Source organism: Lysobacter sp. Soil_C_15, from assembly GCF_057657315.1.
Genome location: NZ_JBDGIR010000014.1, coordinates 1 through 24524, shown reverse-complemented (window position 1 = coordinate 24524; position 24524 = coordinate 1). Strand labels below are relative to the sequence as shown.

Genomic DNA, 24524 nt, shown 5'->3' with positions numbered 1-24524 from the left:
TGTCGTTGACGGGGCCGGAACGGAGGCGGACCATGCCCGGACCGGTCGATGGAGGACATCCGCATGAAGCGCCCCCTGCTGTTTTCGCTGCTCGCGCCGGCCCTGGCCGTCGCGCTCGCCGCCCCGGCCTGGGCCCAGTACGACCCCGCCAACGTCGACGCGATGGCCTCGCCGCAGGCCCAGCAACAGATGCGCCAGTCGGCCCAGGCGGTGGCCGAGGCCATGGTCGGACGCCGCGCCAACGCCACCGACCAGCGCGTGCTCGACCAGTACATGAGCCAGCAGAACGCGCTTGCGCGGCAACTGCAGAGCGCCGCCCGCGCCGGTGCCCTGCCCGCCGGCTACGGCGCCGCGCCGGCCTACCTGGAGCCGGGCGACGAGGGCTACGCCAGCCTGCCCTACGACGGCCGCGACGGCGAACTCAGCCCATCCGAAGTGCAGGCCCTGACCCGGCTGGCGCAAACCCCCGAAGGCCGGCGGGTGATGCAGCAACTGAGCCAACAGGGCTACGACGTCGGCAACCGCGGCGGCGCCTACGGCTACGGCAGCGGGCCGGCGCAGAAGCCCGGCCGGGTGATCGGCCAGGCCTTCCTGCTCGACCTGCTCAATGCCGCGCACAACTCCGCGCTACGGCCGAAGGTGATCTACAAGGACGGCAGCCGGCCTTGATCCGGCCTGGCCCACCCGTGCGATCGATCGGCCCGACTCGATCGGCCTGACCTGACCGGGCCGCCGCGTTCGGTCGGCCCCGGCCGCGCCGAAGCCCCGGTCCGGCCCCGCCCTGCCTGGCTCGCTCCGCCCGCAGCGACGCTGCGCGCATTGACGCGGTCCGGCGCGGCGCCGACCATGCCGGCTGCTTTCATGGAGGAAGCCCGATGCGCCTGTCCCGTTCCCTGCTTGCCGCGGCCCTGTGCGCCGCGTTCTGTCTCGCCCCGGCCCAGGCCGCGCGGCCGAGCGACGCCCAGATCGACCAGCTCATGGAGTCGATGAACTACGAGCGCATGAAGCGCGAGATCGTGCAGCAGATGCGCGGTTCGGCCGAAATGATGGCCCAGGCCGCCACCGGCGACCGACTCACCGCCGAACAGCGCGCCAGCCTGGCCAGGATCACCGAAAAGCAGATGGCCTCGATCGAAAGACTGCTGGAGTGGAAGCAGGTCGCGCCGATCTACCGCAAGGTCTACGGCGACGTGTTCGAAGCCGCCGAAGTGCAGGCGATGATCGATTTCTACCGCACCCCGGCCGGCAAGAGCATCCTGGAAAAGATGCCGCTGGCGATGGGCCGGACCATGCAGGAAATGCAGCCGCTGATGGCCCGCCTGTTCGAGGACCTGCGGCGCGAGCTGCAGCGCGACATGCAGTCGCTGATCGTCGAGTCGGGCGAGCACGCCGGCCACGACCACGGCAACGAACCGATCGTGGCGACGGTGCCCGACGCCCCGCCGGCGCCGCCAGCCCCGCCCGCACCGAAGCCGGCCAAGGACGAGTAAGCCCGCGTCGCCGCGCTCACTGCGGCGGCGCGTCCAGGCCGAACAGCGCCAGCGCCTTGGCGAATTCGGCGTCGACCGGCGCCGACGCCACGATCCGGCGCCCGTCCAGCGGATGGGCGAACGCCAGCCGCTGCGCGTGCAGCAGCATGCGATGGATGCCGAGCATGCGGAACTGGCGGTTGTGGCGGCCGTCGCCATGGCTGGTGTCGCCGATCAGGTGATGCGATAGGTGCTTGAGGTGGCGGCGGATCTGGCGGAAGCGCCCGGTCAGCGGCTGCGCCCGCAGCAGGGCGTAGCGCGAGGTCGCAAAGCCCGCCGAAGGCAGCGCAAGTTCGGTCCGAGCCAGCACCTGGAAGCGGGTCTGGGCCGGCTTCTTGAGCGGCTTGCCGGGGCCGCCGTCGAGATCGTGGTCGACCTCGAACGCGTCCTCGCCCGGCCAGCCGCGGCACACCGCCAGGTAGTCCTTTTCGACCTCGCGCGACATCAGCACCTTGCCCAGCGCCGAGGCCGCCTCGCGCTCGAACGCCAGCAACAGGCAGCCGCTGGTGGCGCGATCGAGGCGGTGGACCAGGAAGATCGGCCGGCCGAACTGCTCGCGCAGCCGGTCGGCGACGAAGTCGGTCTCGCCGCGCGCCAGCGCGCTGTCGTGAACCATCAGCCCCGCCGGCTTGTCGATAACCGCCAGGACCTCGTCGATGTACAGCACCGGCAGTGTGCTAGCGGCGTCGACGGGAGCCTGAGGTTTACAGTTGATTGCATCGTTCATGCGGCCGGGCATCGCAGCTGAAGTGTCCGGCGGCCATTTTCGTCTATCGCGCCGGGCGCTCCCAGCCCGGCGCCGTTCACAGGAAGCATCCATGACGTCGTTCTTGCCCTCGCCCCGCCCCGCCCTGCTCGCCGCCGCCCTGGCCTGCGCCTTCGGCGCCGCCGCGGCCGCGCCGGCGCCGCTGCCCGCAGGCGTCCAGCCCGGGCCCTGCGTCGAGGGCATCTGCGAGTACCGGCTCGGCAACGGCCTGCGCGTGCTGCTGTTCCCCGACGCGACCCAGCCGACGGTGACCACCAACCTGATCTACCGGGTCGGTTCGCTGCAGGAGAACTACGGCGAAACCGGCATGGCGCATCTGCTCGAGCACCTGCTGTTCAAGGGCACGCCGAGCCACCGCGACATCCCCGGCGAGATGAAGAGGCGCGGCATCGGCTTCAACGCCGAGACCTGGCTCGACCGCACCAACTACTTCGCCAGCTTCCCCGCCAACGACGCCAACCTGGACTGGCTGCTGGGCCTGGAAGCCGACCGCATGGTCCATTCCGACATCGCCCGCAAGGACCTCGACAGCGAGATGACCGTGGTCCGCAACGAGATGGAAAGCCGCGAGAACAGTCCGGCGGCGGCGTTGTACGAACGGGTGCGTTCCACCGCCTACCTGTGGCACCGCTACGGCAACAGCACCATCGGCGCGCGCAGCGACGTCGAAGGCGTGCCGATCGAGCGCCTGCAGGCCTACTACCGCGCCTGGTACCGTCCCGACAACGCCACCCTGGTGCTGGCCGGGCGTTTCGATCCGGCCGCCGCGCTGGCGACGATCGCCCGCCGCTTCGGGCCGATTCCGCGCCCGGCCGAACCGATGCGGCCGTTCTATACCGTCGAGCCGGCCCAGGACGGCGAACGCGAGGTCACCGTGCGCCGGGTCGGCGACATCCGCCTGCTGATGGCCGCCTACCACATCCCCGCCGCGACCCATGCCGACACCGCCGCGCTGTCGGTGCTCGGCGACGTGCTCGGCCACGTGCCGGGCGGCCGCCTGCATAAGGCCCTGGTCGAGACCGGGCTGGCCGCCAGCGCCGGCGGCGGCGCCGACACGATGCGCGATCCGGGCTTGTTCAGCGCGACCGCGGCGCTGCCCAAGGACGGCGACGAAGCCAAGGCCCGCCAGGCCCTGCTCGACCAGATCGAACAGATCGCGCGCCAGCCGGTCAGCGCGGCCGAAGTCGAAGCCGCGCAGCAGCGCATGCGCAATGCCTACGAGATGGCTTCCACCAACGTGTCCACGGTCGCGATCGGCCTGACCGACGCCGTCGCCAACGGCGACTGGCGACTGTATTTCCACGAGCGCGACGCCTTGCAGAAAGTCACCGCGCAGGACGTCAACCGGGTCGCGCGCCAGTATCTGGTCGCCGACAACCGCACCTTCGGCCGCTTCGTACCCAGCCAGAGCGCGCAACGCGTGCAGATTCCGGCCGCGCCGGACGCCGCGGCCTTGCTGAAGGACTACACCGGCCAGGCCGCGGTCGCGGCCGGCGAACATTTCGAACCGACCCCGGCCAATATCCAGGCGCGCACCGAGACCGTGGTCGTCGACACCGGCGACGGGCGCTCGCTGAAGCTCGCCCTGCTGCCGAAGAAGACCCGCGGCGGCACGGTCAGCGTCACCGCGTCGTTCAATTTCGGCAGTGTCGAGGCGCTGAAGGGACGCGAGGTAGCCGGCAGCGTCGCCGGCGCCTTGATCATGCGCGGCGCGCAGGGGCTGAGCCGCGAACAGATCGACCAGCGCTTCGAAGCGCTCAAGACCGCCGCGCGGGTCGGCGGCAGCCTGCAGTCGGCGCGCATCGACCTGAGCACGCGCCGCGAACAGCTCGCCGACGCGCTGGCCCTGGCGGCGCAGGTGCTGCGCACGCCGACCTACCCGGACGCCGAGTTCGAGCAGTACCGGCTGCAGGCGATCACCGGCCTGGAGGCCTCGCGCCAGGAGCCCGGCAGCATCGCCGGCCTGGCCATGGCCAAGCACTTCGATCCCTGGCCGGTCGGCCATCCGCTGCGCGCGCTGAGCCTGGAGGAATCGCTGGCGGCGCTGAAGGCGCTGAAGCTGGCCGATGTGCGCGCCTTCCATCGCGACTTCTACGGCAGCAGCGAGGGCCAGATCAGCGTGGTCGGCGATTTCGACCCGGCCGCGCTCAAGCAACAGCTGCGGAGCCTGTTCGGCGACTGGCGCGCGCCGGTGGCGTTCGCGCCGATCGCCACCGGCTACACCGCGGTGGCCGCCGAACAGCGCCGCTTCGAGACCCCGGACAAGCCCAACGGCGTCCTGCTGGCGCGCGCCAACCTGTCGCTCAAGGACACCGACGCCGACTACCCGGCGCTGGTCGCGGCCAACTACATCCTCGGCGGCGGCGCGATCAAATCCCGCCTGGCCGACCGCATCCGCCAACGCGACGGCCTCAGCTACGGCGTCGGCAGCGACATCGACGCCGACGCCAGCCGCGACGGCCGCGACGACGCCGGCAACTGGTCGGTGGAGGCGATCGCCGCGCCGGAGAACCTGGAACGGGTCGAACGGGCGATGCGCGAGGAAGTCGGCCGCCTGGTCCGCGACGGCGTCCAGGCCGAGGAGCTGCGCGACGCGGTGTCCGGCCTGCTGACCCAGCGCGAACAGGCCCGCGCCTCCGACGCCGCGATCGCCGCCGGCCTGGCCAGCAACCTGTTCTACGGCCGCACCATGCAGTTCTCGGCCGACTTCGACGCCGCGCTGAAGGCGCTGACGGTCGACCAGGTCAACGCGGCGATCCGCAAGCACCTCAAGCCCGAGCAGCTCAGCGTCTATCTGGCCGGCGATTTCGCCGCGGCGGCCAAGGCCGGCGGCAAACCGGCCGCGAAACCGGTCGCCGCGCCGGCCGCCGGGTCCAGCAGCGCCGGCGGCGACAAGTAGGCAGCGGCGAGTAGTCCGCGCTTCGCTGCCCCTTCGCAGAGGAGGGGCCGCGGACGAGCCGCTGCCTGCGGCCGTTCGCGTCGCCAGGTGCGGTTCGCGGTCGCCGCTTGCGCCGCTCCTAACCCTCGACCCGCCGTTCGCCTCGCTCTTGCTGTTCCCCCTTTGTTGAGGGGGCCAGGGTGATTTGCTGTTGCTGTTGCTGTTGCTGTTGCCGCCCCGCGCCCTAGCCGCTGCGCGGCCGCCGCGGCCACGCCGCCAGCAAGGCCCACAGACCGCCGAGCCCGGCGATCCACGACGAGGCCGGGATCGACCAGAAGCGCGGTCCGCCCGATTCCATCCCGTACAGCACCGCCGCCACGATCAGCAGGCCGGTGCCGAGGATCGCCGCGACCGTGCGCCGCACCGCGTCCTGGATGCTGCGGTTGAGATCGGTGATGTCCTGCGAACGCATCTTCAGCTCGTGCTGGCCCGACACCTGCTGGCTCAGCCAGGCATGCAGCAGCCGCGGCATCTCCGGCGCGCGCGTCACCAGCTCGGGCAGGCGCTTGCGGAACTCGCCGGCCAGCCGTTGCGGGCTGTAGCGGTCCAGCAGGATGCGCTGCAGCACCGGCCGCGCCACCGCCCAGATGTCGAGCTTGGGGTCGAGCAGGCGGCCGACGCCTTCGATGTTGAGCAAGGTCTTCTGCAGCAGGATCAGCTGCGGCTGCAAGGTCAGCTCGTAGCGCTGCGCGGTGCGGAACAGCTTGACCAGCACCTCGGCCAGCGAGATCTCGCTCAGCGGCCGGGTGAAGTACGGCTCGCACACCGCGCGCGTGGCCGCCTCGAGCTCGTCGATGCGCATGTGCGCCGGGATCCAGCCGGCCTGCACGTGCAGTTCGGCGATGCGCCGGTAGTCGCGGTTGAAGATCGCCATGAAGTTCTCGGCGAGGTAGTACTGATCCTCGTCCGACAACTGGCCCATGATGCCGAAGTCCAGGGCGATGAAGCGCGGATTGCTGCGCCGCGCAGGATCGCTGTCGACCCAGATGTTGCCGGCGTGCGCGTCGGCGTGGAAGAAATTGTCGCGGAACACCTGGGTGTAGAACACCCGCACGCCCTTGGCGGCCAGCGCCCGGCGGTCGATGCCGGCGGCGTCGAGCGCGGCGATGTCGTCGGAGGGAATGCCGTACACCCGCTCCAGGGTCAGCGCGCGCTCGCTGGTGTGCGACCAGATCACCTCGGGCACGTACATGTCGTCGCTGTCGGCCCAGAAGCGGCGCAGCACGCTGGCGTTGGCGCCCTCGCGCTGCAGGTCCAGCTCGGCGGCGAGGGTGCTTTCGATCTCGGCCACCACCGCGCGCGGGCGGATCTTGTCGGCCTTGGGATGGGCGCGCTCGACCAAGGCCGCCAGCGCCGTGAGCAGGGCGATGTCGCCGGCGATCTTGCCCTCGATGTCGGGACGCAACACCTTGACCACCACTTCGCGCCCGCCGTGCAGGCGCGCGGCGTGGACCTGGGCGATCGAGGCCGAGGCCAGCGGCTCGATCTCGAAGGATTCGAAGGCCTCGCCGATGCGCCGCTCCAGCGCGGCCTCGACGATCTTGCGCGCGGTCTCGCCGTCGAACGGCGCGACCCGGTCCTGCAGCAGGGCCAGCTCGATCGCGATGTCCGGCGGCACCAGGTCGCGGCGGGTGGAGAGGATCTGGCCGAACTTGACGAAGATCGGCCCCAGCTCCTGCAGCGCCAGGCGCAGACGCGCGCCGCGCGACATCGCCGCGACCTCGGCCGAGGCGCGCGGCACGAACGGCCGCGCCAGCTTCAGCCAGCGCTCGAACGGGGTGTCGTCGAGCAAAGCGTCGAGGCGATAGCGCAGCAGCACGCGGCCGATGCGCCAGGCGCGGGCGGCCGACCTCATGCGCCCCGCCCGGCGCGTCCGCGCAGGCGCGCCACGCGCGCGGCCAGGCGCTCGACGTCGTCGCGCACCGCGTCGACGTCGTCGTGGAAAGCGTTGAGTTCGTCGCGCGGCACCACGTCGCGCGATTCCTCGGTCACGTACTCGGCGAGGTTGTCGGCCAGCGCGCCGGCGGCGCCGCGAGCGTGGCGCAAGGCCGCGGCGATGGTGTCGGCGATCTGCACCCCGAGCACCTCGCCGAACGCGGCGGCGAAGGGCTGGCGCCAGTCCGGATCGAAGCGCTCGGCCAGCCGCTGCAGGCGCCGCGCCAGGTCGGCGTCGCCCTCGATGCGCAGCTGGCCGACCGGCGCGGCGCGCTCGTTGCGCGCCGCGCCGAGCAGGTTGGGCAGCTGCGACAGGATCGCGCCGAGGGTGCTGCGCACCGCCAGATCGGGCTCGTCGCTGCTGCGTACCGGGCCGACTTCGAGCCGGTCGCCGGCGACCAGGATCCGCATCGCCAGCGGCGGCGAGGCCAGGTGCAGGGCGATGCTGCGGCCGTCGAGCGCGCGCAGGCCGTCGCGGGTATCGGGGTCGAGCGCCAGCGCGCGGTTCAGCGCGGCTTCGAGGGCGCGCCCGGCCAGGGGCTTGAGCGCATCCAGGGGCGAGGCGGAGTCGGTCATGCGCTCATTCTAGCCGGGTCGCCCGCAGCGGCCGTCAGGGCCGGCCCGAAGCCGCCAAATGGTGCGCACGCACCCGCGCCAGGCCCTCTTCGAAGCCGACCTGGGGCACGTAGCCGAAATCGCGCCGCGCCGGGCCCATGTCGTACCAGTGCACGGTCGACAGCTGCTCGGCCAGGAACCGGGTCATCGGCGGCTCGCCTTTCAGCGGCAGCACCGTCCACAGCGCTTCGCAGACCGCGCCGATCGCATAGGCGGCGCGGAACGGCAGGGTCTTGTCGACCTGCGGCGCGCCGACCGCGCCGAGCAGGCCGTTGACCGTCTCGCGCACCGTGCGCGGATCGCCGTTGCTGATGAAATAGGCCTTGCCGGCGCAGGCCGCGCCGGGGGCGAGGTGGTCGAAAGCGTCGAAATGCGCCTGCGCGGCGTTGTCGATGTAGGTGGTGTCCATGCGGTTGTGGCCGCCGCCGACGAAGCGCAGCCGGCCCTGGCGCGCGCGCTCGACCAGGCGCGGCAGCAGCTGGTTGTCGCCGACGCCCCAGATCAGGCGCGGACGCAACGCCACGGTGGCCAAGTCGGGGCCGTTGGCGGCCAGCACCGCTTTCTCGGCGATGGTCTTGGTGGTCGCATACGCCGCCTTGAAGCCCTCGCCGTAGGGCACGGTCTCGGCGGTGCCGCCCTCGACCGGATGGGTCGCGCGGTGGGTCACGCTGGGCGTGGAGGTGTAGACCAGCCGGCCGATGCCGTGCGCTCGGCAAGCGTCGATCACGTTCTGGGTGCCGACCACGTTGGCCTGGTGATAGCTCTGGTAGCTGCCCCAGGCGCCGGCCTTGGCGGCGTTGTGGAACACCGCCTGGCAACCGCGCGCGGCCGCGATCACCGCCTCGCGATCGGCCAGGTCGCCTTGCAGTTGGGTCACGCCGAGCGCATCCAGCGCCGGGTAGCGGCCGCGGTTGAAGCTGACCACCTCGTGGCCGCGCGCGACCAGGCCGCGGCACAGGGCCTGGCCGAGAAAACCGCCGCCGCCGGTGACCAGGATCTTCATCGTCGAAACGTTCCGTGAAAGCGCAGCGCGGCTGCGGAAGGGCTTGCGCATGATAGGCCGCGTGCGCGGGCTTGGCACCCGGCGGCGGCGTGGACGCTGTGCGGCTGCGGCTGCGGTTGTGGTTGTGGTTGTGGTTGTGGTTGTGGTTGTGGCAACGGCAACAGCAACAGCAAATCCCCCACGTCCGCTGCGCGGCCGTTCGCCCCCTTTGTCAAAGGGGGCAACAGCACGGCGCCGCTGCGCCGCGAGCCACCCGGAGCGCCACAAGTCGATGCCGCCCTTTCGGGCTCCCCCCTTTGTTGAGGGAGAGGCCGGGGGATTTGCCTTGCTTTTGCCGCCGCCCCTGCGTCGTTTCGACGCAGCCCCGCCCTCAGCCCTGCGCTGCCTGCACGGCGAGCTTCTCGCGGCCGATCTTGGCGTTGTGGCGGATATCGACCGGGAAGCCGGGATGGAAACGGATCCGTTCGATCCCGGCGGTGTGCGCGAACTGCGCTCCGATCGCGCGCAGTTCCTCGACGATGCGTTCGCGCTGGGCCGCAGGCGTGCGCGGATCGTGCAATTCCACCCACAGCAGCGGCTGCTGCGCGCCGAACGCGCCGATGCCGACCAGGGCGGTGCGGCGCACCTCGGGATGGGTGTTGAACACCGGTTCGACCTGCTCGGTGTACAGCGGGCCCTGCGCGGTCTCGACCCGATGGGTCTTGCGCCCGCAGAACCACAACCGCCCTTCTTCGTCGAGATAGCCGACATCGCCCATGCGATGGACGATGCGCTCGGCGCCGTCGCGGACTTCGCGGATCTTGGCCAGCGCGGTCGCGGCGTCGCGGCGGAAATAGCTGTCGGTCGCGGTCGGCCCGGCGACGGTGATTTCGCCGACCGCGCCGGCCGGCAGCACCCAATCGTCCGACCATTGCGCGATCGGCGCGTCGTCGATGCGGATGATCCGCACCTCGTTGCGCGGCACCGGCCGGCCGACGCAGGTGCCGGCGCCGCGCTCGGTGGCGGCGCGGGTGGATTGCAGTTCGCGGCCTTCGATCACCGCCACCGGCAGGCATTCGGTGGCCCCGTACGGGGTCCAGAACTGGGCATCGCGCGGCAACAGCTCGCGCAAGGCGGCGACCGTGTCCGGCGGCACCGGCGCGCCGGCCGAAGTCACCCGCTTCACTCCCGGCAGGGGCTGGCCGTGGCGCGCCAGCACCGCCATCAACGCCGGCGAGCCGAACAACTGGTCGACGCCGAAACGCTGGATCGCATCGAGCAGCTTGACCGGGTCGGCCTGCGCCGGCCGGGTCGGGTCCATGTCGGGAATGATCGAGGTCAGGCCCAGCGCCGGGTCGAACAGAGCGAACGGCGGGAAGGTCGGCAGATCGACGCCGCCGGGCATCAGGCCGAAGGCCTCGCCCATCATTTCGATCTGGGCGACGAAATGCCGGTGCCGGAATACCACGCCCTTGGGCACGCCGGTCGAGCCGCTGGTGAACACCACCGCGGCGACTTCGTCGGCGCGGGTATCGGCCAACTGCGAAGCCGCGCCGGCGCCGGCGCGTTCGATCCGCGCCAAGGTGTCGTCGGCCAGCCAGGCGTAGCGGCCGGTGGTGATGCGGATCCGCGCCGACTTGGCCCAGCCCAGCACTACCCGGGCGACATGCGCCAGCGGAATGCCGATGAAGGCCTCCGGCGCGGCCTCATCCAGGCACTGGCGCAGCGCGCGCTTGTCGATGCCCGGGTCGATCAGCACCGGCACCGCGCCAAGCTTGAACAGCGCGAACATCAACAGGAAGAACTCCGGCGACGGCCGCACCATCACCGCAGTCCGGGTACCGCGGGCGATGCCGCGCGCGGCCAGGCCGGCGGCGATCGCGTCGCTGCGCCGGTCCAGCTCGCCATAGCTCAGGGCGACGTCGTACGCCGCCAGGCCGTCGCCGCGGCGCGTGCCGGGGCAACGCATCGCGATGCGTTCCGGCGACTGCGCGGCCAGCGCCGGCAAGGCCGAAGCGATGTTGCAGCGTTCGCCCTGCGCGGCGGAGACGTCGGCGGCCATCGGCTCAGCTCAACGGGTGGCGGTCGAGGAAGGCGCGCATTTCCGGCACCAGCAGCGCCGCCTTGTCTTCCAGCACGTAATGGCCGGCGTCCTCGAAGGCATGCACCTGCGCCTGCGGCCAAGCGTCGGTGAAGCCCTTGAGGAAATGGTGATCGAACACGAAGTCGCGCAAGCCCCAGCCGATGAAAGCCGGACGGTCGGCGTACTGCGGCAGCTTGGCCGCCATCGCCTGCACCAGCGGCCAGGCCTTGTCGCCCTCGCCGAGCGGGATGTCCTGGACGAAGCGCGAGGTGGCGATGCGGTTGGCCCAGGAATCGTACGGAGCCAGGTAGGCGCGGCGGACCTCGGCCGGCATCGGCGTGGCCACGCCCAGGCGCGCGGCGCCGCCGGCGAAAGCGTTGAGGCCGCGGATCAGGCCGGTGCCCAGGGCCGAATCGCGGCCCAGGCGCAGGCGCTTGGGCAGCGGCTTCGCCGCCGGCAGCGGGAAGGCGCCGGTGTTGGTGACGATCAGCCGCTTGATCTGCTCGCCGTGCTTGAGCCCCCAGCCGAAGCCGATGCCGCCGCCCCAGTCGTGCACCGCCAGACTCATCGGCCCGGTCACGCCCAGGTGCCGGAGCAGACGCTCGACGTCGTCGACCCGCGACTGCAGGGTGTACTCGTAGCGCTGGTCGTCGGGCTTGTCCGACAGGCCCATGCCGACGTGGTCGGGGACGATGCAGCGATAGCGGTCGCGCAGGCCCAGCACCAGCTTGCGCCAGTAATAGCTCCACGAGGGATTGCCGTGCAGCATCACCACGACCTCGCCGTCGCGCGGGCCCTCGTCGAGATAGCTCATCGCGATCCCGGGACGGACTTCGAAGCGCTGCGGCTGGAACGGGTAGTCGGGGAAACTGCGGCTGGACGTCATTGAGCGGCTCGTGGACGGCGCGCGGCGGGCGCGGGCCTGGGCGGACAGGGCCGCCATTATCGGCTGCCGCGGGCGGATGGGGAATTTTCCCTTTCACGGCCATCTCGCTCGGCGCGTATGCCGGCCCCGCAGACGATGGCCGGGTTCCCTCTTCTCCATCCATACCGCCTTGGCGGACATTGAAATCCGCCACCTGTGCTCAAACTTCACCGAGCACAAACTGCCTTTATTTTCAGCCACTTAACTTACTTGTATCTTCAAATGCATTTCTGGCGAGCGGGCGTCGCGCGCGTTAGGCCTGAACCAGGCCTCGCGCAGGCCTTCCGGGGTTCGGCGGTAACGCAATTCGAAGCGCTTCGACTGGTGCAGCACCTGCGGCCAGCTCCGGCACCCGTATTTCTCTGGCTGTTGCTCGGGGTGATGCTGCCCAATCCACTCCGTCGCCACATCGAGCGAGGTCCACCCCTCGGTCGCCAACGCTCTGCTTGCCGCGTCCAGGGCGCTGACGATACCCGCTGCCGGCCAACAGACTGTTCCATCAGGGGCCACCCCGTTGACTATCCAATCGGTAGCCGCCTCGGATCCCAGAAAGGACGCGAGCTGCGCGCGCGCTTTTCGGATTTGACTCACCCATCCGAGTAGTTGCTCATGGTGCTTATGAGTACGATCAGAAGCATCCCTAAGATACACAAGCGCGCACTCGCAGCCCTCGATCGACCACAGATCGAATCGTTCGACGAAATGGTGTACCAGCTCGTTGCGTATTTGAACCAGCTCTCTCAGACCATCGCGCATCTGAGCGACGTCCTCGTCCGGTAGTATCGTAATAGCGCGAAAATCAACCGTTGCTACATCGTCGATACCGAGGTGGCTCGAGTCGTTCGTTTGCGATTCCTCGCTACCTACGATGAATGAATCGAAGAGCTTAGCGACGAGCTGCCCTAGCGTCTTGGTAGACGCCGACCGGATCCTTGTCTCCCTATCGCGCACAAGATCGATCACGGCCCCACCGAACTGGTGACTGGCGACGAGGTACTTCATCAGCACTTCGTATTGCTGCAATCCCAGCAAGCAACGCCCTATCCGGAGCTGAACTTCATGTTGAGCAGACGCAAGGCCTTGGTCTTCGCTCATACCACCCCCGAAGTCATGGGTCTCGCTCCTGGTTAACCACTATGTTCAAACGGTGGAATGCGGGAACATCGCCATTTCACCAAGCGCCGCCTCGGGGGCGAACTTGCGCCACAGGGTCTCGAACTGCCCGGCGAAGCAGCGCAGCAGGTTGGCGTCGTCGGTCACCACCAGGTTCTCCTCGTTGCTGGCGGTGGCGCTGCGGGTCCAGTTGAAGCTGCCGTTGGCCAGCACCCGGCCGTCGAATACGGCGAACTTGTGGTGCATATGGAACGGGCTGTCGTCGATCCGCACCGGCACGCCGAGTTCGCGCAGGCGCAGCACGTCGCTGCCCTGGTCGAACTTCTTGTCGTTGTCGCTGAGCACCCGCACCGCGATGCCGCGCCGGTGGCAGGCGACGATCTCTTCGGCCAGGCGGTCGTCGGAGATGGTGTAGACGCAGATGTCGAGGCTGCGCCTGGCGCCGCGGCACAGCTCTCGCAGCTTGCGCAGGCAGGCGTCGCCGGGGGCGAAGTAGGCGCTGGACACGGTCGCCGGCGCGGCCGCGACCACGTCCAGGGTCTTGACCACCTGCTCCAGCCAGCGCAGCGCCTCCAGCGTGCGCGCCGGTTCGGCCAGCATCAGCTCGCGCGACATGTCGAAGGCGCGGTTGCGCAGGTAGCGCACCCGGTCGGCGGCCAGGCCGGCGCCGAGTTCGCGCAGTTCGAACTTCTCTTCGTTGTCGAGCTGGGCATCGGCGATGCTGTCGCGCAGAGTCTGGTCGAGTCGGGCGAAATCCATCGTCCGTCCTCAGCGCGGCACGCGGCCGTTGAGCCGGTCGGCGAATTCGTTGAGCGCGCGCTGCAGCTCGCGCTGCTGTTCGGTCATCGCCGCGCGGGTCGGCGCGTCCTGGATCTCGCGCTCGCCGAGCTGCTTGAACAGTTCGACCAGGGCCTCGTTGATCCGGCTCTGGCGCTCGCCGCTGTCCTGCAGCCGCTCGACCAGCGGGTCCAGCGCCTGTTGCAGCGAGGGGCCGAGACCGTGCAGCAGCTCGGCCAGGGGCTGGGCGGCCGGCGCCGCCTGGGCCGGCGCAGGCGTCGGCGCCACGCGCGCTTCGCCCTGCGCCACGGCCAGCCGTTCCAGCGCGGCCAGCAGTTGCGGCCAGGGCGCCGGCTCGGGCCCTGCGGCCGGCGCGGCCGCGGTCTGCGCCGCCGCATCCAGCCCGCGCACGCTGTCGACCAGATCGGCCAGCTGCGCCACCACCCGTCCGCCGACATCGTCGTCGGCCGCGCCCATCGCCTTGTTGCGCAGGAAGTCGCGCTTGATCTGGGTCCAACGCTCGGCCTCGGCCTGGCCGAGCACGCCGCGCAGCTCGCCGAGCTTGAGCAGGTTCTCTTCCGCGCCCGAGGTCAACAGCTGCGCTTCGCCGAGATAATGATCGCCGATCAACTGCTGCAGCTCGGCCGGGTTCATCACCGGCGAAATCTTTTCGGCCAGTTTGTTCATGTTGCGGTAGCTGCCCTGCAGCTTGAACGGCGGCTCGGTGCGGTACTTGTCGGCCTGCGCGGCGCTGGCGATGTACTGCTGATTGACCTTGTAGACCACGTCGCGCACCGCGATCAGCCGCTCCAGGGTGGCGACGATCTCGTTGATCTCCGCGCCGCTGTAGGCATGGCTCAGTTCGTTGGCCGAGAACGCGCCGCCCTCGGCCTTGGCGACGAAGCGGTACAGGTCGGCCATCTCGCGCGTGGCCAGCGGCGCCAGCACCGGGTTGCTGGTCAGGCTGTTCTCGATGTAGCTGAGCAGGAAGGCCTGCTCCATCCCGCCGAGCACGTCGCCGAGGTTGTAGATGTCGGCGCGGTTGGCCAGCATGTCCGGAATCTTGAACATCTCGCCGGACTCGGTGTACGGGTTGCCGGCCATGACCACGCAGAACTTCTTGCCGCGCATATCGTAGGTGCGGGTGCGCCCCTTCCAGACGCCTTCGATGCGGCGGGTGCCGTCGCACAGCGAGATGAACTTCTGCAGGAACTCGGGATGGGTGTGCTGGATGTCGTCGACGTACAGCATCACGTTGTTGCCCATCTCCAGCGCCAGGTTGAGCTTCTCCAGCTCCTGGCGCGAGGTCGCGTCCGGCGCCTGGGCCGGGTCGAGCGAGCGCACCTCGTGGCCGAGCGCGGGGCCGTTGACCTTCATGAAGATCAGTCCCAACCGGTGCGCCACGTACTCCATCAACGTGGTTTTGCCGTAGCCCGGCGGCGAGATCATCATCAGCAGGCCCATCAGGTCGCTGCGCTTGCTCTCGCCGACCGTGCCCATCTGCTTGGCCAGGTTGTCGCCGATCACCCCCAGGTAGACGTCGTTGATCAGCTTGTTGCGCACGAACGAGCTCAGCGGCCGCGGCTTGAACTCTTCCAGGCGCAGCGCCGCGCGTTCGCGCGCGACCACCTGCTGGCGCAGGGCGTGATAGCGCTGGAAGCCGGGCAGGAAACGCTGGCGGTGCTCGCGCAGGCGCGCCGACCAATCGTCGATCGCCAGCGCCATGCGGCCCTCGCGGATGCGCGGATGCTCGCCGAGCAGACCTTGCACGGTCGCGCCCAGGTCGAGTTCGGTGAACTGCTTGGGAAAACGCTCGTCGAGCAACAGCAGCGCCGCCGCCTCGGCCGCGTACGGCGCCAGCGGCGCCAGTTCCGGCGTGCGCGCCAAGGCCTCCAGCCAATGCATCGCCAGCGCCCAGCGCGCGCCCAGGCGCTGCTCCAGGCCCTGCAGGGCGGCGGCGAAGCCGTCCCACATCCGCGCCGCGGCCAGTTTCTCGCGCAGCGCGCCGGCCAGCTGCTGGGCGTATTTGCTGAGCGCGAACTGCGGCCGCTCGGCGGCCAGCTCCAGGCTCAGGTACTCGGCCGCGCTGGCGTGCAGCGCCGGGTCCAGGGCCAGGGTCTGGGCTTCGGCATAGGCCTGCAGCGCCGAGGCGATCTCCTCGCGCAGCGCCTGCAGCGCTTCGCCGGCGCCGAACAGACGCTCGACGTCGGCGGCGGTGCGGGCGCGCTGCGGCCACTGCTGCGGCGCCTCCGCCCGGCCCGCCTGCGACCAGAACAGCATCGCCCAGGCGCGCGCCGCCGGCGCACAGGCCAGCCGGCCGGCGCTGTCGCGCAGCGGCAGCAGCGCCTGCAGAATCAACGCCGCGTCGTGGTCGTGGATGCCCTTCTCGTAGCCCTCGCGGTAACGCGGCGCGGCGAAGTCGCGCAGGGTCTTGGCCAGCGCCTCGGGCTGGGACAGCTGCTGGCGCAGCAGGTCCAGGCTGAGCCCCTCGCGTTGGGCCTGGGCGGCCTCGATCGCCAGCCCGGCCAGGTACTCGCCGCGATACAGCTGCGGCGATTCGGAATCCAGCGATACGCCCCAGTAGGCGCGCGCCGCGTCCAGCTCGGCATCGGCGATCGGCTCGAAGAAATCGGTGCCGGTCAGGTGCAGGTGCAGCGTCTCGCCGCGCGGCATCAGGGTCAGGTCCAGTTCCTGGGTGTTGACGCTGAAGCGGTGGCGCGGGCCGAGCTTGATCACGTCGCCGCCGGCTTCGAACAACTCGCTGCGGTCGCGCAGCGCGCGCACCGCCTGGTCGCGCGCGCCCTTGAGCCGGGCCTCGACGTCGTCGGCCTTGACGCTGTCCTTGAGCGCGCGCAGGCGCTCGGCCAGCTCGCGCAGCTTGAGGATCAGCGCGTCGCCGGCGAAGAAGGCGTTGAGCTCGTCGGCGTCGGCGAAGCGCGCGGTGCGCCGGCCCAGGCCTTCGAGGATGCGCGCGGCCGCGTCCATCACCGCCTGCGCCTTGCGCTGGCGGTCGTCGAGCAGGGTCTGCTTGTGCGCTTCGAAGGTCTCCAGCAACTCCTCGCGCTTGGCCAGGATGTCGCCGAGGAAGTTCTCGTGCTCGCCGAACTGGCTTTCCAGTTCCTCCAACTGGACCAGCAAGCGCGACAGTTGCTCGTCGGCCTTCTCCGGATCCTGGGCCAGGGCCAGGGCGCTGGCCACGCTCTGCCCGAACAGGCCGAACTGCGCGCCGAACTGAGCCACCGATTCGGCCGAGCCGAGCTGCTTGCGGCGCTGGTCGGCGCGCGCCTTGGCCTGGTTGAGGCGGGCGTAGATCTCCGAGATCGCCTCGACCACGCGGGTGCGCTGGGTGGCGTCCTCGACCTTGAGCGTCGCCATCAGGCCCGACAGCATGTCCAGGTCGGCCGACATCGCCTGCATCTGCGCCGCCGGCTCGGCCAACTGCGCCGCTGTGGTCGCGGCCTGCGTCTGCGCGTCGAGCGTCTTGAGCCGCTCGCTCATCGGCGCCAGGGCCTTGTCGCCGGCCAGGAAGGCGCCGGTGGCCGCGCCGATGCGCTCGTGCGCGGCGACCAGGGCCTGCTCCATCGCGTCGATCGCCGCCACGTCGATGTAGCGGTACTCGCGGATGGTCAGCAAGTGGCCGCGCTGCGCGGTCAGGCCGTTGAGCGCGTCGACGAAGGCTTGAACCTGCTCCCAGTTCTCCGGCTGCAGGCTGTCCAGCAAGGCCTTCTGCCGGGCCTGCGCCTCGCTCATCGCGCGCTCGGACTGGGCGCGGATGCTCTCGACTTTCTCGTACTCGTCCAGCACCGATTCGGCGGTGGCGGCGATCTCGCGCAGCAGCGGCGCCAGCTCGCCGCAGTCCGGCTCGGCCAGCCAGTGATAGGCGTCGAACAGGCGGCGGGTGTTCTGCGCCAGCAGGCCGTAGCGCTGCGCCGACACCTCGCCTGCCTCGATCTCTCGGCTCAGGCTGACCAGCTCGGACACCCCGCGCACCAGCTCGGCGTTGCCGATCTTGCCCATGAAGCTGTTGCCGGCCGGCTGCCGCGCCGCGTACTCGTCGCTGGCGTACGGCGTCTGCCAGACCTGCATCGGGTGGACCCGGGTCGGCTCGTCGCTCTCGGTGGCGAAGATCACCATCCGCCCGTCTTCCAGGCGCGCATAGCCATGACCGAAGATCGGCGTCTGCAGGCGCCGCTCGATCAGGTTGTAGGTGAACATCGCGGTGCGGCCCTGCTCGGGCTCGTAGAACAGGTACAGCACGTCTTCGCCGTTGGGCGAGCGGATGTTGCGCTTGTAGCGCATGCCCTGCATCGGCTGCTCGAAGCGCTTGTGTTCGCCGTTCTGCAGGTAGTAGCCGCCCGGGAAGATGATGCCGTGGTCTTCCGGCAGCTGGATGCAGGCCAGGCCGATCTCGTCCAGCCGCACCACCTTGCGGCTGAGGGTGTTGAACACCAGGTAGCGCCACTGCTCCTCGCGATAGGGCAGGATCTTGAGCAGGATCAGGCTGCCGACCCGGGCGTAGTCGACCTGGGCGTCGTCCAGCGACTGGGTCTTGTCGGCGACCGGCTCGCGGTAAATGCCCTGGCCGTCTTCGGTGTTGTTCTCGACCTTGATCGTCAGGTCGCCGTTGACGGTCTCGACGAACACGCTGTCGAGGATGTTCAGGTGCGGGTGGCGGCCGTTGACCGCCTGCTCGCGGGTCGCGCGGATCCACTCGAAGTCGTACGGCGCCGGCAGGGCGATGTCGCGCTCGCCGCGGTTGTCGATGTAGCGCACCTCGCCGTCGGGCGAGACCGACCAGCGGAACACGCGCAGGTCGGTGATCCGCTCGCCGATCTGGAACGCGGCCAGCAGCTTGCCGTCGCGCACGATCAGCTGGATCAGCCGGGTGTGCTTGTAGTAGGCGTAGAGCTCGCGGAAGTCGTTGGCGAAGCTGTCGTTGCCGAGGAAGCTGCCCTTGAGCTCGACCGGGGTGACGTCGTAACCCTCCGCGCTCTGCACCAGCTTGTACAGGCAGAACACGTCGGCGACCGTGGTCTCCTTCTTCAACCCCATGAACACGTTGTAGCCGAACAGCAGGCAGTCGCCGACCTGGACGATGTCGCGGGCGACGCAGTTGTGCTCGGTGCGGATGCGGAAGCGGCCGATCGCCTCCATCTGGCTGCTGCCGAACTCGTCCAGGCGGCGCCGGTTCAAGTCCTGGGCGACGCCGCGCAGGCGCTGGCCCTGTTCGGCCAGACGCTTGCTCAGCACCTCGTACGCGCCGCCCTGGGCGACCGCCTGGTCGACCGCCGAGTTGCCTTCGCCCTTGGCCGCTGCCGCGGCCGCTTGAGTGTCCGCCATCTGTTCGTCCTAACGATCCGGCCGGCCGCGCGCGGCCGGCGTCACACCGATGCGCCGCCGGGCGGCGGCGCGTTCCCTGGTCCGGCTGGCGCTCAGGAGTCCAGCGCGGCTTCGCCGGCGAGCTTGCCGTCGCCCTTGCCGTCGGCCTTGGCCAACAGACGCTGCAGCACGTCCTGCACGATCGGGCTCTTGCCGGCCACGCCTTCGATCGCCTTGCCGACCGACAAGGCCTTGGCGAAGGAATCGAAGAACGCGCCCTCGCCGCCGACGATGTCGATGTTGGCCTTGCCGAGCGCGGCGGCCAGCACCTCGGACTGCTCCTTGGCGATTTCCTTGTTGGCCTCGATCCCGGCGATGGCCTGCTCGAAGCTCTTTTCCAGCTGCATGCGGAACTCTTCGTGCGCGCGCGCCTGGTCGCTGAGCGCATCCAGCGCGCCGAACTTCTGCCCCAGGCCCTCGGCCTCGGCCTTGAACTTCTGCAGCAGCACCTCGGCCTCCGACAAGCCCAGGTCCTTGGTCGCCTTGGCCTTGGCCGCGCCCAGCTGTTCCTCGCCGCGCGCCTGCGCGAACAGGTTCTCTTCCAGCACCTTGGCGTCGGACAGGCCCTGCTTCTGCTTGGCCTCGGCCTGCACCTCGATCACCCGCGCCTGGGCCAGGCCCTTGTCCTGCTCGCCGCGGGCCTCGGCGGCCATGGTCTCGGCGATCACCCGCGCCTGCGCCAGGCCTTCCTTCTCGGCCGCCGCGGCGGCGACTTCGCGCACCCGCGCATCGGCCAGACCCGGCGCCGCGCGCTCGGCCTCGACGCCCTCGGCCAGCTTCTTCTTGGCTTCGGCGCTCTTGCCGGCCGCTTCCAGTTCGGCCTGGGCCAGCACGGTCATCTGGGCGGCCTTGTGCTTGGACGCGACCTCGTCGGCCTCGGCCTGCTTGACCTGGCGCACCAGCTCCTGCTCGGCCGCGGCCTGGGCGGCGAGCACGGTGACCTGCTTGGCCCGGTCGGCCTCGGAGACCTGGCGCACTTCCTTGATCCGCTCCTCTTCCTGGGCCACGGTCTTCTCGACCGCGATCCGCTCGCGGATCACGTTGGCGATGTCCTTGCGCTGCTCTTCCAGCGCCTTTTCCTTGTCGATCCGGTTCAGCTCGACCTCGCGCTCGCGGGCGACGATCTCCAGGTCCTTGGCCCGGGTGACCTTCTCGACCTCGATCACCACCGCGCGCTGGCGGTTCTGCTGCGCGACTTCGACCTCGCGCAGGCGGTTCTGCTCGCGGATGTCGATCTGCTCCTGCGCGGCGATCCGGGCCTGCTCGGCCTTCAGCCGCTCTTCCTCGCGCACCTTGGCGGTCTCGGCCTGCTCGCGCGCCTGGATGGTCTCGATCTCGCGCTTCTGCCGCGCCTCGGCGTCGGCCTGCTGGCGCTCCAGGGCCAGCATGGCCTCGCGGGTCTCGACGTTCTTCTTGGTGATCGCCAGCTGCTCGTTGCGCTCGAGCTCGTTGGTGATCACGTTCTGCGCCGCGGTCAGCTCGGTGATCTTGCGGATGCCTTCGGCGTCGAGGATGTTGTTCGGATCCAGCGACGCCTTCGGGGTCTGCTCGAGGTAGTCGATCGCGACGTCTTCGAGCACGTAGCCGTTGAGGTCGTTGCCGATCACCTCGATGATCCGGTCGCGGAACTCCTGCCGGTTCTCGAACAGCTTGACGAATTCGATCTGCTTGCCGACCGTCTTCAGCGCTTCGGAGAACTTGGCGTTGAACAGCTCGTTGACCGCGGCGCGGTCGGAAGCCCGGTCGACGCCGATGGCCTTGGCCACCTTGAGCACGTCCTGCTGGGTCTCGTTGACCCGCAGGTAGAACGCGACGGTGATGTCGGCGCGCATGTTGTCGCGGCAGATCAGCCCGTCCTTGGCCCGGCGGTCGACTTCCAGGGTGATCAGGGAGATCTGCATGAACTCCTTCTTGTAGATCACCGGATAGACCAGAGCGCCGGTGAAATGCACCTTCGGCGTGGACGACATGTCGTTGACGATCAAGGCCGTGCCCTGCGGCACCTTGATGTAGAAGGCTTTGAACATCAACAGCATGACGAACAGGATCAGCAGCGACACGCCGATCAGCGTCAGCACCATGATTGCAGTACCCATTTGCATCTCCCTATGACTCGACCAACCCGGATTGGAACAACCAGCTTCGAATCACTGGTTTCAAGAACCGGATTCGAACGACTGGATTCAGAAAACTGGATTCGAACGACTGGATTCGGGCGCTGTCGCGACGTCCGCTACGGCTCCGACATCGCACGGACGCGCTCTGACGGACCGCTTCGCGGCCTCAGGCGCCGCGGAATTCGTCCTCGCTGACCACGCGGTACGCGTTCTGGCCTTCGAGGTATTCGATCAGCACCACCCGGTCGCCGCGCCGGAAGCGCGCCGGGTCGTCGTCGCGGATCTGCAGGATCAGGCCGGCGCCGCCGTCTTCCATGCTGGCGGTGCCGGTGACGGCGTTGACCGGGCTGCGCACCACCGCGACCTGGCCCAGGATCGGCCGCGCCGGGCCGGGCTGCATCTTGCGCAGCAACCGGCGCAGCGGACGCAGCGCCAGCGCCGAGACCGGAATCGCCAGGGCGAAGGCGACCAGGATCGCGGCTACGCCGCCGACGATCTGCGCCGCCACGCCGGGCAGATGCCGCAGCAGATACACGTCGGCCAGGTAGGTCAGGGCCCAGGACACGCCGATCAGCACGCTCAGCACCACGGTGACCGGGATGCCGCCCAGGCCCAGGCGCATCAGCGGGTCGAACAGGCCTTGCTGGTGGTGATGGGCGCCGTCGGCGAGGGTATGGTCGCCCAGGCCGTGGCCGCCGTGACCGTGGCCGTCGCCGCCGATCCAGCCGTCGATCATCTCGCCGCCGACCAGGCCCAACGCCGACAGCAGCCAGTAGCCGATCACCACGCCGAGCAGCACGGTGTAGAACGCCGTCGGCAACGAAAATATCGTGGTCAGAAACTCGCCCATCGTCCCTCCCCTTCCCCAGGCTTACCCGCCCGCCGCGCGCGGCGCGGCATGTCGCCGGTCAGCCCGGCAGCTTCTGTCGCAAGCGTTGCAGCACCGCCTCCGCGCCGGCCTCGTCGCGCAGGATCCCGGCTTCGCGCAGCTTGCGTTCCAGCGCGTCGCCGCCGTCCTGGCGCGCCAGCTCGGCCGCGGCCTCCATGCGCGCGCCGCGTTCGGCCTGCTTGCGCTTGATCCGCGCCAGCGAATCGACCGCGGTCTGCAGCCGGCTCTGCGGGCCGGCGTAGCGCTGCGCGACCGCGGCCTGCGCGCGCTGCATGCTTTCGGTGGCCTTGACCGTGTCCAGCTGCTGTTTGAGCCGGCGGATATTGCTTTCGGCCATGGCGATGGCCTTGCGCAGTTCGGCCGCCGCGGCGGCGAGCTGGGCGACCTGGCCGTCCTGCTCGCGCCGGTGCGCTTCCAGCTGCACCACCTTGTCGGCCACTTCCAGCGCCAGCGGCTGGTCGCCGGCCTGCAGCGCCTTGAGCGCATAGCCTTCGTACTCGCCGACTTTGTCGGCCGACTCGCTCAGCTCGCGCTCGGCCAGCTTGTGCCGCGCCATCAGCTGCGCCAGCGACTCGCGCGACTGGCGCAGTTCCAGATCGCAGTCGCGGATTTCCTGGTCGAGGATGCGCAGCGCCTGGCTGTCGGCCAGCGCTTCGCCGAGCTCGTGCGCGCCGCCGCGCAACGAGGTCAGCAACTTGTTCCAGATCCCTTCGCTGCCGTCGGACTTGGGCATGTCAGGCCGCCTCCAGCAGCAGCTGCGGTTCGTAGGCCTCGGTGGCCTTGATCACGTTGTCGGCCAGAGTCTCGATCTCGTACAGCACGTTGGACAGCGACGAGGTCGCGCTCAACGAACCGAACATCATGTACACCGCTTCGCCGTCGGCCAGGGTCTCGATGCCGATGGTCGACAGCGGGAAGAACACCTTGTGGGTGCGCAACACTTCTTCGTTGAAGGCGGCCGGATCGCGCACGTGCGCCACCGGCCACAGCAAGGCCTCGACCACCACCTGTTCGCCGACCACGGCCACGAACAAAGGCAGGTCGCCGTATTCGGCCATGACCAGGTGCAGGCTGGCTTCGGCGCCGTCGATCAGTTCGATCTGCGAGTCGCCGTAGACGAATTCTTCGGTCTGGATCAGGGCTTCGTACAGGCCGCGCGCGGTCCAGACCTTGCCATCGCTCATCGTGTTATCCCCCCGTGCCCGCGGCATCGCGCCGCGCGGTTGCCGCATCCGCTTTTCCACCGCCAGCAGCTCGTCGGCGAACTCCGGCAGCACCCACAGCTCTTTCTTGACCAAGCCCTTCTCGCGCAGGCGTTCGCGATGCCGGCGCTGGTAGTAGGCGGAGGAGCGGCGTTGTTCCATGGCGATCACAGTACGACATCACATGTGAGTCGCGCAAGGTATGACATGTGATACGACGACAAACGGCAGACGGTCCAGGCCGGGCGCCTGCGATAGCTTCCGAATCAATGGCTTGGCTTCGTCCGGGCGGACGGCTTGGGCGCGGGGCGGCGAAAAGGGACGGAGGGATCAAGCCGGAAGCGTCTGCCGCCCTGCCCATCGGGCCAGGACGGCTTGCCCCCGCGTCCCTGCCCGACCGACGCTGGACGCAGTCTGCCGTCCCGCCCGGCGGCGAAGGCGCCGGACGACGATCGCTCAGGCCGGGATGCCGTGCTGGCGACGGGCCAGGTCGATGCGCAGCCTGACCTCGGCATCGAGTTCGCCGAGTTCGGCCTGCTTGAAGATGTTGCCGAGCACGCGCTTCTCGTCGTCGTCGACGGCCTGGTCGCGCAGGGCGAGGTCGAGCAGGTTCTGCAATTCGGCGGCGTCGAGCCGGCCGTTGTCGAGGAAGGCGGGGATCGAGGCGAGCGCGATCGCGAGATGGCTCTTGGGCTGGGTCATGCGGGCAACTCCGTTGCGGTGGCTGAAATCCTGGACGCGACCGGGTTCGAATTCGGCGCGTGACGGCATCGACTATAGCAAGCGAGCGCGACGGTCCGATGGCGCGCAGCAGCGTGCGCCCATACAGGCGCGACGTCCCACAGGGATTTCCCTCGGCCATAAGCCGCGACAGCCGAAATACCCCACGTCCGTCCGCAGCTGGTCGCGCCGCGTGGCGTTGGCGGGGCATCCGGGCTTCGGTGAGCACGCTTGCGTCTATCGCTGCGCGGGTCGCGGCTTACGCCGCTCCTACAGAAGCGGCGCGACAGAGCCCGGCCTTGATCGACGGCATCGGCGCTGCCTTCTCTGCGCAGCCCGCGGTCGCGGCTCGCGCCGCTCCTACCCCGAGGAGCAATGCGCCACCCGAACCCGAATCCGAATCCGAATCCCGAATCCCGAATCCCGAATCCGAATTCCGAATTCCGAATTCCGAGTCCCGAGTCCCGAATCCGAACCCTGCACTGTCAACGTACAAGTGCATCAAACGGCTTGAACACGTCCCGAATCACCTTGTCGGCCAGCTCTGGCATCCC

General features: G+C 69.5%; 17 protein-coding genes. 3 read left to right on the top strand and 14 right to left on the bottom strand.

Features of this window, described 5'->3' with window-relative positions:
- Nucleotides 1–63: 63 nt before the first annotated feature.
- Both AC3A57_RS21875 and AC3A57_RS21870 read left to right on the top strand, forming a co-directional pair.
- Nucleotides 64–669, top strand: coding sequence for a hypothetical protein (locus tag AC3A57_RS21875; protein WP_487580828.1), 606 nt, complete (start codon nt 64–66; stop codon nt 667–669).
- Nucleotides 670–875: 206 nt separating this feature from the next.
- Entirely contained in the window at nt 876–1490 is a 615-nt protein-coding gene (locus tag AC3A57_RS21870; protein WP_487580827.1) for a DUF2059 domain-containing protein, read from the top strand.
- 16 nt (nt 1491–1506) lie between these two features.
- Here AC3A57_RS21870 and AC3A57_RS21865 read toward each other — a convergent pair whose 3' ends face one another.
- Nucleotides 1507–2256, bottom strand: coding sequence for a pseudouridine synthase (locus tag AC3A57_RS21865; protein ID WP_487580826.1), 750 nt, complete (start codon nt 2254–2256; stop codon nt 1507–1509).
- 91 nt (nt 2257–2347) lie between these two features.
- On the opposite strand from AC3A57_RS21865, the gene AC3A57_RS21860 reads away from it, so the two are divergent.
- Nucleotides 2348–5194: a M16 family metallopeptidase gene (locus AC3A57_RS21860; RefSeq protein WP_487580825.1), complete on the top strand. Its 2847-nt coding sequence runs from the start codon at nt 2348–2350 to the stop codon at nt 5192–5194.
- A gap of 223 nt (nt 5195–5417) precedes the next feature.
- On the opposite strand, the gene ubiB is transcribed toward AC3A57_RS21860, so the two are convergent.
- From ubiB to AC3A57_RS21795, 13 genes are all read right to left on the bottom strand, one after another.
- Entirely contained in the window at nt 5418–7088 is a 1671-nt protein-coding gene (gene ubiB, locus AC3A57_RS21855) for a ubiquinone biosynthesis regulatory protein kinase UbiB (RefSeq protein ID WP_487580824.1), read from the bottom strand.
- A complete protein-coding gene (locus AC3A57_RS21850; protein WP_487580823.1) occupies nt 7085–7744 on the bottom strand; it encodes a ubiquinone biosynthesis accessory factor UbiJ in 660 nt (219 codons plus the stop codon). The genes ubiB and AC3A57_RS21850 overlap by 4 nt, the downstream gene beginning before the upstream one ends.
- A gap of 34 nt (nt 7745–7778) precedes the next feature.
- A complete protein-coding gene (gene oleD, locus AC3A57_RS21845; RefSeq protein ID WP_487580822.1) occupies nt 7779–8786 on the bottom strand; it encodes a 2-alkyl-3-oxoalkanoate reductase in 1008 nt (335 codons plus the stop codon).
- A 370-nt stretch (nt 8787–9156) separates the two neighbouring features.
- Entirely contained in the window at nt 9157–10827 is a 1671-nt protein-coding gene (oleC, locus tag AC3A57_RS21840) for an olefin beta-lactone synthetase (protein WP_487580821.1), read from the bottom strand.
- Nucleotides 10828–10831: 4 nt separating this feature from the next.
- Nucleotides 10832–11734, bottom strand: a complete 903-nt coding sequence (locus tag AC3A57_RS21835) for an alpha/beta fold hydrolase (RefSeq protein WP_487580820.1) — start codon at nt 11732–11734, stop codon at nt 10832–10834.
- A gap of 240 nt (nt 11735–11974) precedes the next feature.
- The gene (locus AC3A57_RS21830) at nt 11975–12868 is read right to left on the bottom strand and encodes an OST-HTH/LOTUS domain-containing protein (protein WP_487580819.1); all 894 of its coding nucleotides are present in this window, start codon (nt 12866–12868) and stop codon (nt 11975–11977) included.
- Nucleotides 12869–12913: 45 nt separating this feature from the next.
- Entirely contained in the window at nt 12914–13645 is a 732-nt protein-coding gene (locus AC3A57_RS21825; RefSeq protein ID WP_487580818.1) for a phospholipase D-like domain-containing protein, read from the bottom strand.
- A 9-nt stretch (nt 13646–13654) separates the two neighbouring features.
- Nucleotides 13655–19003 carry a DNA repair ATPase gene (locus AC3A57_RS21820; RefSeq protein ID WP_487580817.1) on the bottom strand — a complete coding sequence of 1783 codons (5349 nt, stop codon included), beginning with the start codon at nt 19001–19003 and terminating at the stop codon, nt 13655–13657.
- 92 nt (nt 19004–19095) lie between these two features.
- A complete protein-coding gene (locus tag AC3A57_RS21815; protein ID WP_487580816.1) occupies nt 19096–21138 on the bottom strand; it encodes a hypothetical protein in 2043 nt (680 codons plus the stop codon).
- Between the two features lie 187 nt (nt 21139–21325).
- Nucleotides 21326–22009, bottom strand: a complete 684-nt coding sequence (locus AC3A57_RS21810; protein WP_487580815.1) for a hypothetical protein — start codon at nt 22007–22009, stop codon at nt 21326–21328.
- A 58-nt stretch (nt 22010–22067) separates the two neighbouring features.
- Nucleotides 22068–22781, bottom strand: a complete 714-nt coding sequence (locus AC3A57_RS21805) for a PspA/IM30 family protein (protein WP_487580814.1) — start codon at nt 22779–22781, stop codon at nt 22068–22070.
- 1 nt (nt 22782) lies between these two features.
- Entirely contained in the window at nt 22783–23412 is a 630-nt protein-coding gene (gene bacA / locus AC3A57_RS21800) for a biofilm formation regulator BacA (RefSeq protein WP_487580813.1), read from the bottom strand.
- 294 nt (nt 23413–23706) lie between these two features.
- On the bottom strand, nt 23707–23952 hold the full coding sequence (locus AC3A57_RS21795) for a hypothetical protein (RefSeq protein WP_487580812.1): 246 nt from the start codon (nt 23950–23952) through the stop codon (nt 23707–23709).
- Nucleotides 23953–24524: the final 572 nt, after the last annotated feature.

Bases quoted from the DNA above. Each gene is read 5' to 3' on its own strand.
- AC3A57_RS21805 (WP_487580814.1), bottom strand. From the start codon at position 22,781: ATGCCCAAGTCCGACGGCAGCGAAGGGATCTGGAACAAGTTGCTGACC.
- AC3A57_RS21865 (WP_487580826.1), bottom strand. From the start codon at position 2,256: ATGAACGATGCAATCAACTGTAAACCTCAGGCTCCCGTCGACGCCGCT.
- oleD (WP_487580822.1), bottom strand. From the start codon at position 8,786: ATGAAGATCCTGGTCACCGGCGGCGGCGGTTTTCTCGGCCAGGCCCTG.
- AC3A57_RS21835 (WP_487580820.1), bottom strand. From the start codon at position 11,734: ATGACGTCCAGCCGCAGTTTCCCCGACTACCCGTTCCAGCCGCAGCGC.
- AC3A57_RS21830 (WP_487580819.1), bottom strand. From the start codon at position 12,868: ATGAGCGAAGACCAAGGCCTTGCGTCTGCTCAACATGAAGTTCAGCTC.
- AC3A57_RS21815 (WP_487580816.1), bottom strand. From the start codon at position 21,138: ATGGGTACTGCAATCATGGTGCTGACGCTGATCGGCGTGTCGCTGCTG.
- AC3A57_RS21820 (WP_487580817.1), bottom strand. From the start codon at position 19,003: ATGGCGGACACTCAAGCGGCCGCGGCAGCGGCCAAGGGCGAAGGCAAC.
- bacA (WP_487580813.1), bottom strand. From the start codon at position 23,412: ATGGAACAACGCCGCTCCTCCGCCTACTACCAGCGCCGGCATCGCGAA.
- AC3A57_RS21810 (WP_487580815.1), bottom strand. From the start codon at position 22,009: ATGGGCGAGTTTCTGACCACGATATTTTCGTTGCCGACGGCGTTCTAC.
- AC3A57_RS21860 (WP_487580825.1), top strand. From the start codon at position 2,348: ATGACGTCGTTCTTGCCCTCGCCCCGCCCCGCCCTGCTCGCCGCCGCC.
- AC3A57_RS21825 (WP_487580818.1), bottom strand. From the start codon at position 13,645: ATGGATTTCGCCCGACTCGACCAGACTCTGCGCGACAGCATCGCCGAT.
- AC3A57_RS21850 (WP_487580823.1), bottom strand. From the start codon at position 7,744: ATGACCGACTCCGCCTCGCCCCTGGATGCGCTCAAGCCCCTGGCCGGG.
- ubiB (WP_487580824.1), bottom strand. From the start codon at position 7,088: ATGAGGTCGGCCGCCCGCGCCTGGCGCATCGGCCGCGTGCTGCTGCGC.
- AC3A57_RS21870 (WP_487580827.1), top strand. From the start codon at position 876: ATGCGCCTGTCCCGTTCCCTGCTTGCCGCGGCCCTGTGCGCCGCGTTC.
- AC3A57_RS21795 (WP_487580812.1), bottom strand. From the start codon at position 23,952: ATGACCCAGCCCAAGAGCCATCTCGCGATCGCGCTCGCCTCGATCCCC.
- AC3A57_RS21875 (WP_487580828.1), top strand. From the start codon at position 64: ATGAAGCGCCCCCTGCTGTTTTCGCTGCTCGCGCCGGCCCTGGCCGTC.
- oleC (WP_487580821.1), bottom strand. From the start codon at position 10,827: ATGGCCGCCGACGTCTCCGCCGCGCAGGGCGAACGCTGCAACATCGCT.